The sequence below is a fragment of the Paenibacillus oralis genome, assembly GCF_003863965.1.
GTDB lineage: Bacteria > Bacillota > Bacilli > Paenibacillales > Paenibacillaceae > Fontibacillus > Fontibacillus oralis.
In genome coordinates this window covers 7,494,523-7,511,476 of the sequence record NZ_RRCN01000001.1, presented here as the reverse complement: position 1 = coordinate 7,511,476, position 16,954 = coordinate 7,494,523, and the positions used below count along the sequence as shown (strand labels likewise).

Genomic DNA, 16,954 nt, shown 5'->3' with positions numbered 1-16,954 from the left:
TAATATGATCAGGTAAGCTGGCTGAATTCCGCCGGTCCGGCATAAAATGGTGTGGTTGTTCGGGTATTATTTTCATTTCTCTAAAACATTTTTTACCAACATGCTTATGAAAGAGTGGCGGGTGAATATTTTTATCAATTGGACGGTTTCAGATTACCCCTAAAGTTATACAATAGCGTAGTTTGGAAAAAACGATTCAGGGAGGATTCAGTGTGAACGAGTATAAGTTAGGAATGGAAAAAGAGTTCGACTGTTTTCCAATTCCCATTAAAGTAGAGAATCACCCGTTTATTAAATTGAAAAATGACGAAGGATACCTTCTAGCTTCCCGTATTTGTCTGCATATAGGATTTCAGGTGGAAGTGTAAAATGGGGGCGGACATGAATTTGTTGTTAGCTGACGATGAACTGCTCATGTTGCAAATTTTAAAGGCTTATTTCGCGAAAGAAGGCTTTCAGACATTTCTGGCACAGGACGGCGAGGAAGCGCTGGACTTATTCTATAACCATAAGATTGATCTAGCGATCCTGGACTGGATGATGCCGAAGCGAAGCGGTATCGAGGTGTGTCAGGAAATCAAAAAGACCGGGCGGGCGAAGGTGCTGCTGTTAACGGCAAAGGGGGACACGAACGATGAATTTCTTGCCTTGCAGTCCGGGGCAGACGATTATCTGCGCAAACCATTCGATCCACGTATCCTACTGCTGCGCGCACAAAAGCTTCTGCAGATTGCCTCGAAAATTACGATCGGAGAACTGACCGTCGATCTGGAGGGGCAGAAAATATACCGCTGCGGTAAAGACGTTAAAGCTACACATAAGGAATTTGAATTAATGAAATATCTGGCGCTTAATAAGGGACAGATCGTCACCCGCAAGATGTTGCTCGATCAGGTATGGGGGTTTGACTATTTCGGTGAAGAACGGACGGTCGATACCCATATCCGCAGGCTTCGGGAGAAGATCGGCGAGCAGCCGATCAAAACGTACCGAGGCATGGGCTACTGCTTGGAGGCTGAAGATGAGTAAGTTAAGCAGGAAGCTGATTATAAGGATTACTGCTGCGCTTTGCGTCGTGTTCGTACTTTCCTTTGCTGTGAACACCTATTTTCTTCCGGAATTTTTTTTGTATCAGAAGAAAAACAAACTTGCCGAGTTGACAAGCGATCTTTCTTCCATGCCATACGAGCAAATGGTACAGCAGATCGGGGCGATCGAGGATCAGTATCAGGTCACGATCGCATACGCCTCTCTGTCAGAAACTGTCGACGACGTGAACAACGAGCTGCTTCTGCAATTGAAACGTAAAGGCATAGCATTGGGAAAGTTTTGGCTGACCGATGAAAGCATTGCAAAGCTGCAAGAAGGCAAGCGAGTCAATAAAATTTACGATCAGACAAAGCTGAAATCGAGCTTTCTGGTCAATTTTCTGGCGATTGATGGTTCGGTCTTCGCGGTGGGCGAATCGATCAGCCATTCGTCGGAGACGATTCAAATCGTCAACCGGTTCAATCTCTATATTTGGCTCGGCATGCTGTTGCTGCTTATTCTGCTGTCCGCGCTCTTTACGACCCGGATCGTGAAGCCACTCGGGAAGCTGAACGAGACGGCAGAAGCGATCTCTAATCTTAAGTTCAACAATGTAGACATCCGGACCGGTGACGAAATTGAGTCTCTCGCGAATAGTATCAACCGGATGAGCGATAAGCTGGAGGAAACGCACAAGTCGCTGGAAGCAAAAAATACCAATTTGCGGACATTTATCGCGGATATCTCACATGAGCTGAAAACTCCGCTCTCGCTTATCCGGGTCTATGCCTCCGGCCTTCAGGACGGCTTGGACGACGGTACCTACGCCGATGTTATTCGTCAGCAAAGCGAGGAGATGAGTGTCCTGATTGATCGGCTTCTGGAGCTGTCCCGACTGCAGGAGGAGACATATCATTTCGAGCCGGTCGACTTCAAGGAAGTGCTCGGAAAGCTGCTTGACGCTTACCGGATCGCCTACCAGCAGCAGGGACTGGAACTGGAGACTGAAGACCGGTTGCCTGCGGTGGTGTGGGTGACGGCCGATCGGAAGAAGCTGGAATCCGTTCTCCACAATTGGCTAACGAACGCGATGAAGTACACGACTGGCAATCGAGTGAGCGTTTCAGCAGAAGTAAAGGGGGATGCCATTTACTTCGAGATTGTCAATGAAACGGACATCGACGAGGACGCCCGTTGGGATCTGATATGGGAGCCCTTTTATGTCATGGAAAGTTCACGCAGCAAAAAATTCAGCGGCACCGGGCTCGGCTTATCTATTGTCCGGACCGTCCTACAGAACCATCACTCTTCCTTCGGATTAACGGTGAGGGACGGTAAGGTAGCATTTTATTTTTCCTTGCCCTTTGTTGGCGGACAGAAGGATAAACAAAGTTAAGCCAGTTACTGTCATATTGGTGTTTTAGCATTCGTTTTTTTGTTGCAATATTTGGATGCAGATTTTCCGTTATTTAGGAGAGCTTGTTTATGAATGAAAAGACGTACCCTATAGATTCCCCGTATGAAGCGCCGCTACTGGAGACCAAACTGAATATCCCTTCCCGAACTGTCGAGACGATGGTGCGTCCTCGGCTGATCGAGCGGCTAAACTGGTGTGCTACGGTTAAGCTTACCCTGATCTGTGCGCCGGTCGGCTTTGGCAAATCGACCCTTCTGCAGCATTGGGCGCTGCAGGCGCCGGAGCGTCCAGCGTGGTTCTCCGTCGAGCCGGCGGACAACGATCCAGTGCGGTTCTGGCGCTATGTCATCGCAGCTATCGACCGGATCCGCCCGGGATTCAGGGTACGGACCGCCGACGTCGTCAAGCTGGTTCATCCTTCTGATTACGAGCTGGCGCTGACAATGCTACTCAACGAACTTCAGCAGACGGAGAAGCCGCTTGCGCTTATTCTCGACGATTTTCATTCAGTTACAAACGAGAGTCTGCTCGATTCCTTCAGCTTTTTTCTCGACCATTTGCCAGAGAATGTCCACCTGATTGTTGCCAGCCGAACGGAGCTTCCCATCCCGACCGCTAAGCTGCGCAGCTATCAGTCGATGGAACGGTTAGATGCCGAGGAACTGAGCTTTACCCCGCAAGAAGGCAGTAAATTTTATTCGTCTTGCATGGCGCTTGATCTTCAGGAGGAAGAGACGAACGAATGGGTCCGGCGGACGGAGGGCTGGATTGCGGCGATGAAGCTAGCCGCCCTGTCGATTCGAGATTCACGCCATCCTTCCATTCTGCTCCGGAATTTATCCGGAGCTTCCCATCTGCTCGAACAGTACCTGATGGAGGAGGTTTTTATCAGGCAGAGCGAATCCATCCGGCAATTTCTAATGGACTGCTCCGTCCTGAAACGTATGAATGCCTCTCTATGTCGCGCCGTCACCGGAGAATCCCGAAGCCAGGAAATGCTTGAACTGCTGGAACACGTGCAACTATTTATTATTCCGCTGGACGATCAGAGAGGCTGGTACCGACTCCACCATCTGTTCGCAGAATTTCTACTGCATCGGCTGCAACGAGAGAGTCCCAACCGCATGCCGATTCTGCTCGAAGTTGCGGGGCAGTGGTGCGAGCAGGAAGGATTGAAGGAGGAGGCGCTGGAGTATTATTTGACAGGCAAGCATTACGACCTAGCGATCAGACTACTGGAAGAGATGACTGCGAAGATGATACGGCTCGACACGCTGTGGCTGAGCTCGCAGTTGGCGCTTATTCCCGAGCCAATTTTGCTGGAACGGCCGACGCTATATTTTTCCTATGTTCACTCGCTACTACTCGGCGACAACGATTTTGCGAAGGTCGACCGAATGCTACTATTCGCCGAACAGATGTATGAAGAGAAGATGGTCGAGTGGACGGAAGAAGCCAGAGACGACTACTGGGGCAGCTATTATTTTATAAAAGCGTACTATGAGCTTGTCGTATCAAAGGACCGCGAACAGGGATACCGGTATATGATCATGTCGAAGCAGCATAAGCCCACAGGAGTGAATCTTGTCTTCGCGCGGCCCAAAAGGTCAGGTTTGCCTTCGATTTTGAAAGAGTATATGCAAAAGGAGGAAGGACATCCCGGCCAAAAGTTTCTGATCCCTATTCTAACCCAACTAGCGGAAATGATGGAACAAGTCGATTTGGCGAATCCGGTGACAGCCTGTCTAGCGGAATGTTATTATGAGTTCGACGAGTTGGACGAGGCGGAGAAGGCAGCACGCAAAGCTCTACAGTCTACGGGACTTCCAAGATCGAGCAGAGCTGCTGCTGAGGCGCTGCTTCCGGCTCGGCTTGTGTTGGCGCGCATCCAGCGAATCCGCGGTTTGATTGCGGCCGCGAAGGAGACCTTGAGGGAAACGAGACGGGATCTCGTGGAGATGGGTATGGCCGGGGCGTTGATTTTTTGTGATGCCGAGCTGGCTCAGTTCGCTTTGGAGGAAGGCGACACAGCCCCGGCTGACGCTTGGGAGCGGTTGTACAGCTTGAATGACCGAGGGGAGCTCTCGGTATGGCAATTGTACGAGCAAATCTACTGGTCGAGGCTGCTGATGAAGCGGGGCCGGGACGAGCAGGCGTGGCGTTTGACGGACCGGCTGTTGGCAACCGGGAAGCGGGAGAACCGGTTGTACATTGAAGTCGAGGCTGGCTTAATGCAAGTCGTTATGCTGTATAGGTCGGGGAGGACGGAAGAGGCGTTGCAGCGATTTCAGTCGCTCCTCTACGTCGCAGAGCCGCACGGCTTGAGACGTGTCTTCCTTGATGCCGGCGAGCCGGCGGCCGAGCTGGTTTCGCTGCTGCTTCTTCCGCAGAACCGGCAGCGGGAGAAGAGCATCCCCTCGATCGGCTATCTCCGCAGCCTGCTGTCCGGTTTCGGCAAGGAGATGGCATCCGGCGATTCGTCTGCCAATCTTAAGATGATATTGACGAAAAAGGAATATGAAATTTTACGGCTGTTGACACAGCGGCTGACCAACCGGGAGATTTCGGCCAAGCTCGGAATCGGTTACGGCACAGTGAGGACGCATCTGAATAACATCTATAGCAAACTTTTTCTCGAAGGCCGCGAGGAAGCGATCCAAAAGGGTGAACAGATAGGTCTGTAGTTTTGACGTGAAGCGCCCTTTAAAAGACTGGCGCAAGTGACAGATTTTACGGGAGGACTTGTGACGGTAGGAAGTTAAAGCCTCTCGGGCTCGAGCTAGGTAAGGGATTCACTGCACTACAGTCTGCGAGCGTATTCGTTCAATTGGACAGCCATCTCTCGGACTTCCTCGATAAAGTCCGATATTTGCTTCGTCGATAACGCTTGCTCTTGACTAATCGAAGAGACTTCTCCGATCGCGTCTCCGATCCGCCTAGTCATTTCTTTGATCGCTTGGAGCGTCTGACGGATATCACGTGTCGAATCCAGCGTCTCCCGGGACAGCTTGCGGACTTCATCGGCGACGATGCCGAAGCCTTTTCCTTTGTCGCCTGCATGAGCCGCTTCGATAGCAGCGTTCAAGCTGAGCAAATTCGATTGATCGGCGACATTTTGAACGATACTCACCACTTTATCGGTCTTTTCCACGTCTTTGCCTGCTTGTTGAGACAGCGTGAGTAATTGCCGGTTCAACTCGGCCATTGTGTTGGAACGTCCGACCGCTTTTTCCATTGTTTCGTTCACCTGGTTTAGAGCGACCTCGATGTGGTCGGCAAGCCGGAGCAATTCGCTTTGCCTCCGGATTTGCACGGCCAATCCACCGATGACAGCGCCTTGCTCATCGTGAATCGGCAGAGCCGTTCCGGTAAACTCGAAGCCGTAATGTTCGGCGGGAACATCGTCAACTAAAAATTTATCTTCGACCATAGCGGACATCAACGGCTCTTCCGGACTGATCTTATTCCCAATACCGATGCGAAGATCGATGTTCTTGCCCGGAGAATAGACGATAAACTTCTCGCGATCACACAATGCTATAGACATGTCCGCCGGCACAGCCGCCTGGATGATGGGCAGCACCGCAACCAGACTTTCCAACGATTCTACTTTGTTCACTTTCAATCCTCGTTTCAGACCGGCCCGTTCACCGGACGGATTCCGTAACAGGCCCCAATATTATAAGTCGGTTACTTTCCCAATCTTTTGGTTTCAGAATTGCACTTCGGATGACCAATTCATTATAAGAAGAATTGGAATCAAAAAAAACAACCCCCTGTATAGTTCAGGGGAAGGTAATAGCGCCTGTAAAGAGGCCTCTGTCCCTTTTCCGCCCTTCTCCATAGCTCATCGTCCGAAAGGGAGGTTTGAATTAGTTTGACAGGAACGCCGCTATCGTTGATTATCTCAACCCAGAAATCATCAGTTGGTTTTTATGTCCTAAAAGTACTTCTTCTCCATCAATTGCGACTTTTAAATCATTCCCCTTAAAGGCAAAGGTGAGGCAAATTTTTAAGGAGAGGATGAAGCAGGGAATCAGCATTAAAACGATAACATTGAATTCGAAAGCTGCCCTCGTTATCCAACGCATGCACACTTTTCACTTAAAAAGTTTAATGGAGAAAAGCATACTATTTCGTTTCATACGTGTCACTAACCCTATGGAAAATGACCACATGTTTATACCCCCTCTTTATACAGGGGGAGGTTTTATTTTAATTGCTCCCAAACTATAATACATGATTACCAAAAGTAGGTAGAAAAGCTTGCAAGTTAGGAATAGGAGAGATTATCTTGAAAAACGTGAGTGTACGAGAGTTGAATAGAGGTCAAGTTATTGCCCAAACTGTTGTGAATGGCGACGGTTTGGTACTCTTGCAGAAGGGTACCGTCTTGACAGAACAGTACATCGAAAGATTGAAAAAACTTGGTATTTTCTATGTATCTATAAGAGGATAATATTCACAGAAGATAAGGAGATGCATCAAATTAGGAGAAGGATATGAGTAAAGCTGAAAATAACAACGAAATAACTACCCGTACACCCATTTTAGCCACCAAGATTCACATCCCACATGATATCGCCCGAACAATTAAACGGCAACGACTGATTGATCGTATTAATACAGACACAACAGGTAAGCTGACCTTTATATCAGCTCCGGCGGGTTTTGGCAAGTCTACCTTGCTTGAACATTGGGCGCGACAAGCCCGAAAGAGCCCTGCATGGTACTCCCTTGACCAGGGAGACAACGATCCTGTTCGTTTTTGGCAATATGTTATTGCAGCTATACACAAGATTTTTCCAAGGTTCAAATTAAAGGGCGACAGTATATCTAAAATGATCCGACCTTCTTATTATAAGATGGCGATTACAATGCTGCTCAATGAGATTAATCATATGGAGCCGTTCGTGTTGGTTTTGGACGATTTTCATTTCATTTCAGATGTGGGTTTAATTGCTTCATTTGTTTATTTCATAGAATGTTTACCAGAGCAAGTTCATCTGATTATTACAAGCAGGACGGATCTTCCATTTTCAATAGCAAAACTCAGTGAAAAAATGACGCGGCTCAGTACGGAGGATTTACGCTTTTCCCCTGAAGAGGGGAGTGAGTTTTATCTCACTTGCATGGATTTAGAATTGTCTGAGAAAGAAACTGGCGAATGGATGCAGAAGACTGAAGGATGGATCACAGGAATGAAGCTGGCTGCTCTTTCTCTGCAAGGTTCGGCGCACTCGGAATCCTTACTGCGTAATTTTTCGGGAGCCGTTCACCTCCTTGATCAATATTTGCTTGAGGAGGTATTTTTGCAACAAAGCGAACCCATTCGCCGGTTTCTTATAAATTGCTCGGTTTTGAAGCGAATGAGTACACCTTTATGTCAGGCAGTCGCGGGAGATTTATTAAACAGGGGAGAACTGGAGTATTTAGTTAACTCACAGCTTTTCATTATATCACTGGACGATCAAGGAAGATGGTACCGATTCCACCATTTATTCGCCGAATTTTTGTCCAACCGTCTTAGACGGTTGGAACCGGAAAGAATTCCTTACTTGCTTGAGCAAGCCGGACAGTGGTGTGAAAGAGAAGGGCTGCAAGAGGAGGCGTTGGATTATTATCTGACGGGCAGGCACTACGGTCACGCAGTCAGGTTGCTGGAAGAGATGACCGAAAAGATGGTGCATGTGAATACGAAATGGCTGTGCGATCAATTTGGGCTAATCCCCGAATCAATTCTACTGGAGCATCCAATCCTTTATTTCTCATACGTTTATAATCTTATATATGCCGGCAATGAATTCATAAAGGTCGAGAAAATGATGCGTTTTTCGGAGAAAGTTTATAAAGAAAAGATGCAGGGATGGACGGAAGATGCCATTAATGATTTTTGGGCTAGCTATTATTTTGTAGCCATGTTTTATGAGCTTTATGTGGAAGGGAATCTGGAAAAAAGTCTGCAATATATGATGCTTTCAAAGCAGCATAAGCCTACGGGTACGAAGCTCGTCTTTGCAAATTCCCGGAAGTCCGGGTTGCCTTCGATTTTGAAGGAACACATGCCGATGCAGAAGGGGGATATCAGCAAAGAGCGTATTATCCTTTTTTTAAATCAACTGATCGGCATTTTGGATGGGGCTGGCCTTGCAAGCGTAGCGCTAGGATGCTTGGCTGAATGTTATTACGAGTTTAATGAGCTGGACGAAGCTGAAAAATGGGCGAGAAGAGCCTTGGAAACGAGAGACAATATCTCCATAGAGGCGCTGCTTCCGGCACAATTGGTTTTATCCCGAATTTTATGGATAAAAGGCAATCGCAACAAAGCAAAGCTAACCATGGAGTCAACCCGGCAAAGAACCATTGAGCTGGGAATGGCGGGAGCGCTAATTTACTGCGATGCTGAACTTGCTTTAATGGCTTTGGAAGAAGGCAACTCGGAGCCTATGGAGACCTGGATGAAATTGTATCGTTTTAAAGGAGATAAGGAGATTACCGATGACCACTTGTACGAGTACCATTATCTAGGCCAAATGTATTCGGCTCAGGGGCGAATTGAGAAAGCGCACGCCCTTACCGGTAAATTGATTGATATTGCGTCGAAAGCAGGCCGTTTTCATCTCTGGGTCGAGATTTCGGTGCTTCATGCTGCACTGCTATACCGAATGGGAAGGACAAGTGAGGCGTTAACATGTCTTTTGCCGATCTTGCGCGCTACTGAACCACTAGGTTATATACGTACCTTTCTTGATCGTGGTGAGATCGTTGCCGAGCTGCTTACCTTGCTTATCGGATCCTGGGATAAGGTGAATGAAGAGGGCTATCCGTCTTTAGGTTACGTCAGAGATCTGCTTGCCAGCTTTGGCAGAAGCGTGACGGTAGGAACCCCGGCCTTGGACCTGAAATTCATTCTGACGAAAAAGGAGTATGAAGTATTTTGTCTTATAGTTAAGCGAAAAACGAACAAGGAGATCGCGGCAGAGCTTGGAATTGGCCACGGTACGGTAAGGTCTCACCTAAATAATATTTATAGCAAGTTGATGGTAGATGGAAGAGCGGAAGCGATTAAGCAGGGCCAAGCATTCGGATTGTAAAGGTTTCAAACGATGGGATTGTTTTTGTTCTGGTTCAATGTCCGATATGTGAAGGGAAGTTGTTGTGAATGTGCATGATCGTCAGGGTGAATGGTTGGTTCGCTTTTGTTTCGCTTCATCCGAGTCCACTACATGTTCCCTTTAGTGCAGGTGCTTGAAATCAGGGAGTATCGCCAACGTTACGTCGTCAATGACTAGCGAGAAAGGAAGGCAACGTCGATGACCGAACAAGAGATCATTGATCGACATGTACAATATCGAAAAATGAAAGCTAGGATCAAAGTGCTATCCGAAGTTAGCTTAGGCAGCGACATTACAGTTAGCCGGTTGAATTCAGAAGACCAACTTCAAGACCTATACCGTCGACTCCGTGGCTCTCCGAAAAGAACTGCAGGAATTGCAGGCTGAAGTTAGGAAAATTGATAACGTCTTGGCAGCATTAGAAGAGTATAAACCAGAATTTGCAAGACTGTTGAAGCTTCGATATGTCGAAGGAAAGACGTAGACGGAGGCGGCGGCCACTATCGTCATCACGGAAAGAACATTCCGGCGGTGGAGGAAATTAGCAGAACAAGAGTTTGTGAAGTTGTCTGGTTAATGTCCTGATGTTGTCCGGGGCTGTGTCCGGTTTTTTTAAAAATTCCGAATTAATATGTACGTGAAGATATCCGATATCCATCGGCGTTCTATTCATCCCAGGAGGTGCGTTTTTCGTGAAAAAAACAGGCAAATTGATCTTATCAACCGTGGTTGTGGTAATCGCGGCTGTATCCGTTGTATCCGCCGCTTCGGCACAAAGTAAATATGATAGTGTCGTGAGCCAATCTATACCTTCCATTTCAAGCAATTTTCTGAGCTTGCAAAACCAAAATGCTCAACTGCTTGAAAGCCAGATTGTAGAAATGCAACAGCGCAGTCAGCAGATCGCCCAATTGAATGACCGACTGCGTGAGACTACACAGCAAGGGGATACGGTAGCCATTCAGAGCATCCAGAGGCAGATTGACGTCCTCCAAAATTCGCAGCAAATGGAAATGATTCTCATGGGATCGTTGACAAACGAATACGATGTAGCCACTGATATGATGTTGAACTTCACCCGATCAATGCATGATGCCTACGAGTCCATTATCCGCAATTTGCGTTAAAGCGAGATTTGCACCGGCACAGTAAGCAGTGCCGAAGGGCTAGGTACCTTTTTACGCGCGCATGAAACAGCAAAATAGCGAAGACGAAACGAAGGTTCCGGGACTTCGCTTTTTTGGCATGCCTTTTTGCAGATGATCGGGAAACGGGATCGTCCGACCGGACGCTTCGTTGGGTGAACGGGTTTTCAGTTCTACTTGAATAATATTTATGGCAAGTAGATGGAAGAACGGAAGCGATTAAGCGGGACCAAGCATGCGGATTGTAAAGGTTTCAAGCGATGGAACTGTTCAGATTGTTTTTGTTCAATGTCCGATGTGAAGGGGAAATTGTCGTAAATGTGTTTGATTGTCAGGGCAAATGGTTACACGTTTTAGAATCTGGGCTTCGCCTCGCCGCAGCAGCCCAGGAACTTCTCCTGAGAAAGTCCCTCCTTTCGTGTATACAGGGGGTAGTTTTTTTGAAATAGGCTTTCCTATATTATTCTTAATTGTCCGGTTGGCGAATTACGGCGGAACGCTAGTGTATCAGGGTTAAAAATACGTCGGCGGCAGAGTTGGACTTGAAGAATGTTGTATTGCATCTGCAGAAAGGAGGAAAAGTTATGAATCTCTATCGGCGACTCACGGATGCTCGCCGGTTCCGGAAAACATGGATCTACGGGAGTCTCTGCGTAATCCTCTTGTTCGGGTCGCTTTCCGCAATCGGTGCCCAGACATCCTATGCGGCCGAACGGACGGTAGGGACGTGGGATGAGTTGGCTGCTGCGTTCGCGAACGGTCAGGATGGCGACACGATCGCGTTGAGTAACGATATTACGCAGCTGGATGGCTCAGTTTCCGTGCCAGAGGGAACAAGCTTGACGCTGAACCTGAACGGACACAGACTGTTTATTAGTGCGGGTAGAACTCCAAACGCCGCGGTGGGGGTTCCCGCATACGCGTCCCTGACTATTGAAGACACAGTTGGCGACGGAGCGATAAACGCGTTCGGTGGCGATTACGGCGGCGCGGGAATCGGCGGAGGCGCGTACGTGTATGCTTCTGGTGGAACGGTGACAATCAACGGCGGGACTGTACATGCGGCCAACAACTACGGCGGCGCGGGTATCGGTGGAGGCAAGTATGGTTCCGGTGGAACGGTGACAATCAACGGCGGGACTGTAAATGCGATTGGCAACCGTGGAGGCGCAGGTATTGGTGGCGGTATTCAAGGAGACGGTGGAATAGTAACGATTAACGATGGTACAGTAAGTGTTCTTGGCGAAGATGTTTTAGTGAATTCTGATCCAGGAACCGGTGGTGGTGCAGGGATTGGCGGAGGCTCTCATGGTTCCGGTGGAACCGTGATGATTAACGGTGGTACCGTAAATGCAATCTCTCAGCACACGGATGCGAGAAACGGAGGAGGTGCAGGAATCGGAGGCGGTTACAGAGGGGACGGCGGAACGGTGACAATCAACGGCGGGATTGTAAATGCGACCGGCGACAGTGAAGGCGGAGGTGCAGGAATCGGAGGCGGTTACGAAGGGGCCGGCGGAACGGTAATGATTGGTGGGGGGACTGTAACGCCTAATGGTTATTCTACCATTGGTCCCGGGAATGGCGGCTCCCCTTTCGGTTCCTTGAACAACGGCGGTACGATTATGCTTCCGAGTGGGGAATTTCTGGACATTCCAGCCGGCATTACTGTTCAGAACACAGGCACGATTGATGGCGAAGGTACGCTTAAAGGCGAGGGCATCATCGATAATGCCGGCACGATCAAGAGTGCCGTGTCGGGAATCACTGTAAGCGGAAATAACTTCGATCTGAATTTCGACTTGAATGGCGCACCCGGTACGCCTCCGCCTTCCTTGCGCATTTTGGCGCCGACGGTGCAAGCAGTCGGTTTGAGCCTGAATCGTCCGACTTCTTCGGGATATGAATTCGAAGGTTGGTTTACGGCTGCCGGGGAACAACTGACAGATACGGCTAAGATCAGCGCGATCACAAGCACGGGCAGCACGACGCTTTACGCCCGCTGGAAAGACATCACTCTTGAATCTGTCTTCACGTTGCAGGGTATTGTAATTCCGTACGGTACGAAGCTGTCGGACATCGGTCTGCCGGGGACCGTCGGGGTGACGCTGAGCAACGGAGAAACGAAGCAAGCAGCTGTAACGTGGGACGATGGTAATCCGGCTTACGATGGATCACAGCCTGGTACGTACAGGTTTACGGGCACGTTGACCGCGCCCGAACGGTCGACGAATCCGGACGGCAAGACGGCCAGCATTAACGTCATCGTAGACGAACCGACTGTAAAATCAGTAGAGGCGCTGTCAGACATTCATGCTCCGTACGGTACGAAGTTGTCGGATATCGGTCTGCCGGGGACCGTTGTGGTGACGCTGAGCAGCGGAGAAACGAAGCTGGCGACGGTCACGTGGGATGTGTACGAAGCGAACTATGACGGAGAGCAGCCCGGCACGTACAGGTTTATGGGCACGCTGACCGAGCCCGAAGGATCGACGAATCCGGACGGCAAGACGGCCAGTGTGAAGGTCATCGTAGATGAACCAACGGTGGAATCCGTGGTGGATCTGCCGGACATTCATATTCCGTACGGTACGAAGCTGACGGACATTAACTTGCCGACAGACGTCGAGGTAACGCTGAGCAGCGGGGAAACAAAGCTGGCGACGGTCACGTGGGATGTGTACGAAGCGAACTATGACGGAGAGCAGCCCGGCACGTACAGGTTTACGGGCACGCTGACTGCGCCCGAAGGGTCGACGAATCCGGGTGGCAAGCCGGCCAGCGTGAAGGTCATCGTAGACGAACCAATCACGAAATCGGTGGGGACGCTGCCGGACATTCATGTTCCGTACGGCACGAAGCTGCCGAACATTGGTCTGCCGGGGACCGTCGAGGTGACGCTGAGCAGCGGAGAAACGAAGCTGGCGACAGTCACGTGGGATGTGTACGAAGCGAACTATGACGGAGAGCAGCCCGGCACGTACAGGTTTACGGGCACGCTGACCGTGCCCGAAGGGCCTACGAAACCGGATATCCGACAGGCGATCGTCAACGTTATCGTAGACGAACCAACGGTGGAATCCGTGGCGGAGTTGCCGGACATTCATGTTTCGTACGGTACGAAGCTGACGGACATCAATCTGCCGGGAACCGTCGAGGTAACGCTGAGCAGCGGAGAAACCAGGCTGGCAACGGTCACGTGGGATGTGTACGAAGCGAACTATGACGGAGAGCAGCCCGGCACGTACAGGTTTACGGGCACGCTGACCGCGCTCGAAGGGCTGACGAATCCGGACGGTCAGACGGTCAGCGTGAAGGTCATCGTGGCTGACGTTCAGATTCCGAAACCCCTGCTGAACGGATTGGAGTTGAATGCTTCCGAGTACCGTTTCAAGGCGGGGGAATCTCATTCCGCGATCGTGTACGGCCTTTATTCGGACAACAGCCGCAAAGCGATGGCCGAAGGTGTCGTCTTTCGCTCGCTTCAGCCGGAGATTGCCTTCATCAACGATCAAGGTCTAATCACGGCCGTATCGCCGGGAACCGCAACGATCACGGCCGAATTTGGCGGTTTTACCGTCACGGCAACGGTGCGAGTAAGCGCTGCTGTTTCCGCAAGGAGAGACAATTCAACGGCGGTCCAATCAACGAATATAACGGTTCTTTGCGGAACCGAGGGCTGTACGGCAAGTCTGGGGGATCAGGTCAAAGTGTCTGTTCCGGCCCATGCGGCCGACCGACCTTTTTTCCTGACGATAGAGAAGCTTGGCCCGGATGGGGTGCCCCTGCCGGAAGAAGCGGAATTGCTCAGTGTGGTATTCCGTCTGATGAAGAGTACTGGAGAACCGCTTCAACAGCCCATGACGCTGCAGATCAAGCTCCAGTCCGAAAACATTGGAGATGATCGCAGAGCCGTTCTGTTTGCTTACGATGAGTCGACCGGCCAGTGGGTAGAACTGGGAGGCAGCCTGAACGGGGATGTCTTTACGGCTCAAACGGATCAATTTACCAGATTTGCAGTTCTTTCCGTAGTCCAAAAGTCTGTGCCACCGTCCCAACCGGAAGCGCCTGCCGACGAATTCAACGATATTTCCGGACATTGGGCGAATGCGGAGATTAGGGAGGCAGTGGCTAAGGGAATCGTTACGGGGTATAATGACAACACTTTCCGTCCGGATCGGCAGGTTACCCGCATGGAATTTACAGTGATGTTGATGCGCGCACTGAAGCCGTCCGGCAACGGACAAGGGAGTGCGAGCCCGGAGCTGACATTAGCGGATGCGGCCAGCGTGCCGGCATGGGCGAGACCGTCTATCACGGAAGCCGTTTCGGAGGGGTGGATCCATGGCTTCGCGGACGGAACGTTCGGGCCTGGAGAACTTATGAACCGAGTGGAAATAGCAATGATTGCGGTGCGCGTGATGGATATGCCGGAAGCGCCGGAAACGAAGCTCCCTTATGCCGATGCAGACAACATTCCGGTCTGGGCAAAGGAAGCGGTAGAAGCAGTACAGAATAATGGGGTCATGAAGGGCAGAGACGAAAATCTTTTTGCGCCCAACGCGTCAGTAACCCGGGCGGAAGCGGTTGTGCTGATACTGCGGCTGCAGAGCTGGTCAGGTGTCTAAAGGTGCTTTCTCTCTCTATTGACTACGAAGCCTCAAGCAACGAAGTTGGGATGATTCCCGATGTTGACAGGCACATTTACCATTGAAGAACAATATTGGAGACATTCTTTGCGGTGTCTCTTTCTTGTTTTTCCTACCATGAAGATGATGTTAATCCATCGTCAATGTCCGAAGATAGTACGTTCACGGATACGTTAGTGAACACGGTGCATTCTCTTGAGCCTCAAAATAGGCTTTGAGTCTAGAATACGAAAATTAAACACCCTAAGCCTTTGAATATAGGGCTCAGGGTGCTTAAATTGCTTCTTGATTACTGTCTAATTGACAGGGGACAGCTCCTATGGTACGGGGCTAGATAATAGTTACTTCCTGTAAAGAGAACCTTGTCCCTTTTTCGCCCTTCCCCATATCTCATCATCCGAAAGAGAGGTTTGGATCAGTTCGACAGGAGCGCCGCCGTCGTTGATTACCGCAACCCAGTAATCATCAATTGGTTCGTATGGTCCTATAAGCACTTCTTCTCCATCAATTGCGGCTTTTAAATCATTCACCTTAAAGGCAACGTGAGGCAAATCTTTAATGAGGGGATGGAGAGGAGAATCGGATTCAAAACGGTGCCATTGGATTCGAAAGTTACCCTCGTTATCCGAAGTATACATTTTAGCCGACTCACTATACTTTTCATCCGGTCTGATTTCTGACGTTGGAATACCAGTGTGATGAAATTCATATTGAATTCCACTCTTCATTGTGCAAACACCTCTTGACATTTAATTCTGTAATGGTCGATGCGATTTACTCTATGATGATCAATAATATAGCTCCTCATTTCAATCCCTCGTCTTCTCTGTCTTTTTGTATCCGACTAATATTGCACCTTGGATGACCAACCTATTATAAGAAGGATTAGAAATAAAAAAAACTACCCCCTGTATAGAACAGGGGGGATAGATTGTTTCAAAAGCCCAAGCTTTTCTGTAGTTGCCTATTAATTTCTGTAAAGAGAACCTTGACCCTTTTCCGCCCTCCCCCATAGCTCATCGTCCGAAAGGGAGGTTTGGATCAGTTCAACAGGAACGCCGCCGTCGTTGATTACCGCAACCCAGTAATCATCAATTGGCTCGTATGGCCCTAAAAGCACTTCTTCTCCATCAATTGCAGCTTTTAAATCATTCACCTTAAAGGCGACGTGAGGCAAATTTTTAAGGAGGGGATGGAGAGGAGAATCGGCTTCAAAACGGTGCCATTGGATTCGAAAGTTGCCTTCGTTATCCGACGTATACATTTTGGTCGACTCACTATACTTTTCATTAGGTCTGATTTCTGTCGTTGGAATACCGGCGTGATGAAATTCATATCGAATTCCGTTCTTCATCGTGCAAACACCTCATATGAAAGGTTTTTATGAAAAAAAGTATACTATTTCATTTCAACCGTGTCCACTACATGATCCTTATAGAAAATGACCGCGTGGTCTTTGAGAAATTAGTGTTATTTTTAGTTCCTTCGCATGTGGTGAAGGCTAAGATGCGATGCTTGGTTTTTCAGTGGTTTTACTTTTATAGGCGATGTTTTTTTGTGAATAGATTACCGGTGTCATATCCGCGTAACATGGCTCTC

The 16,954-nt window shown here is 49.2% G+C and carries 10 protein-coding genes; 7 read left to right on the top strand and 3 right to left on the bottom strand.

The genetic code is table 11. The annotated features are described in order from the left end of the window. Window positions 1-381: 381 nt before the first annotated feature. The 3 genes from EHV15_RS33310 (at window position 382) to EHV15_RS33300 (ending at window position 5,130) form a co-directional block, all read left to right on the top strand. Window positions 382-1,029, top strand: a complete 648-nt coding sequence (locus EHV15_RS33310) for a response regulator transcription factor (RefSeq protein ID WP_128635045.1) — start codon at window positions 382-384, stop codon at window positions 1,027-1,029. Beyond that, on the top strand, window positions 1,022-2,425 hold the full coding sequence (locus EHV15_RS33305) for a sensor histidine kinase (RefSeq protein ID WP_128635044.1): 1,404 nt from the start codon (window positions 1,022-1,024) through the stop codon (window positions 2,423-2,425). The genes EHV15_RS33310 and EHV15_RS33305 overlap by 8 nt, the downstream gene beginning before the upstream one ends. 89 nt (window positions 2,426-2,514) lie before the next feature. Continuing rightward, a complete protein-coding gene (locus EHV15_RS33300) occupies window positions 2,515-5,130 on the top strand; it encodes a winged helix-turn-helix domain-containing protein (RefSeq protein WP_128635043.1) in 2,616 nt (871 codons plus the stop codon). A gap of 116 nt (window positions 5,131-5,246) precedes the next feature. Here EHV15_RS33300 and EHV15_RS33295 read toward each other — a convergent pair whose 3' ends face one another. Then, entirely contained in the window at window positions 5,247-6,065 is an 819-nt protein-coding gene (locus tag EHV15_RS33295) for a methyl-accepting chemotaxis protein (RefSeq protein WP_218571260.1), read from the bottom strand. 675 nt (window positions 6,066-6,740) lie between these two features. Here EHV15_RS33295 and EHV15_RS36790 point away from each other — a divergent pair. From EHV15_RS36790 to EHV15_RS33275, 4 genes are all read left to right on the top strand, one after another. Further along, entirely contained in the window at window positions 6,741-6,905 is a 165-nt protein-coding gene (locus EHV15_RS36790) for a hypothetical protein (RefSeq protein WP_178076027.1), read from the top strand. A gap of 43 nt (window positions 6,906-6,948) precedes the next feature. Then, the gene (locus EHV15_RS37975; protein WP_281281705.1) at window positions 6,949-9,540 is read left to right on the top strand and encodes a winged helix-turn-helix domain-containing protein; all 2,592 of its coding nucleotides are present in this window, start codon (window positions 6,949-6,951) and stop codon (window positions 9,538-9,540) included. 713 nt (window positions 9,541-10,253) lie between these two features. After that, window positions 10,254-10,688 (top strand): hypothetical protein, encoded by a 435-nt coding sequence (locus EHV15_RS33280; RefSeq protein WP_128635041.1) that lies wholly within the window; start codon window positions 10,254-10,256, stop codon window positions 10,686-10,688. A gap of 602 nt (window positions 10,689-11,290) precedes the next feature. Beyond that, window positions 11,291-15,334 (top strand): Ig-like domain-containing protein, encoded by a 4,044-nt coding sequence (locus EHV15_RS33275; protein ID WP_128635040.1) that lies wholly within the window; start codon window positions 11,291-11,293, stop codon window positions 15,332-15,334. 362 nt (window positions 15,335-15,696) lie between these two features. Here EHV15_RS33275 and EHV15_RS33270 read toward each other — a convergent pair whose 3' ends face one another. Together EHV15_RS33270 and EHV15_RS33265 are read right to left on the bottom strand one after the other, a co-directional pair. Then, the gene (locus EHV15_RS33270; RefSeq protein ID WP_128635039.1) at window positions 15,697-16,083 is read right to left on the bottom strand and encodes a hypothetical protein; all 387 of its coding nucleotides are present in this window, start codon (window positions 16,081-16,083) and stop codon (window positions 15,697-15,699) included. Between the two features lie 239 nt (window positions 16,084-16,322). Further along, window positions 16,323-16,709: a VOC family protein gene (locus tag EHV15_RS33265; RefSeq protein WP_128635038.1), complete on the bottom strand. Its 387-nt coding sequence runs from the start codon at window positions 16,707-16,709 to the stop codon at window positions 16,323-16,325. Between the last annotated feature and the right edge of the window lie 245 nt (window positions 16,710-16,954).

Bases quoted from the DNA above. Each gene is read 5' to 3' on its own strand.
- EHV15_RS33310 (WP_128635045.1), top strand. From the start codon at position 382: ATGAATTTGTTGTTAGCTGACGATGAACTGCTCATGTTGCAAATTTTA.
- EHV15_RS33305 (WP_128635044.1), top strand. From the start codon at position 1,022: ATGAGTAAGTTAAGCAGGAAGCTGATTATAAGGATTACTGCTGCGCTT.
- EHV15_RS33300 (WP_128635043.1), top strand. From the start codon at position 2,515: ATGAATGAAAAGACGTACCCTATAGATTCCCCGTATGAAGCGCCGCTA.
- EHV15_RS37975 (WP_281281705.1), top strand. From the start codon at position 6,949: ATGAGTAAAGCTGAAAATAACAACGAAATAACTACCCGTACACCCATT.
- EHV15_RS33275 (WP_128635040.1), top strand. From the start codon at position 11,291: ATGAATCTCTATCGGCGACTCACGGATGCTCGCCGGTTCCGGAAAACA.
- EHV15_RS33270 (WP_128635039.1), bottom strand. From the start codon at position 16,083: ATGAAGAGTGGAATTCAATATGAATTTCATCACACTGGTATTCCAACG.
- EHV15_RS33265 (WP_128635038.1), bottom strand. From the start codon at position 16,709: ATGAAGAACGGAATTCGATATGAATTTCATCACGCCGGTATTCCAACG.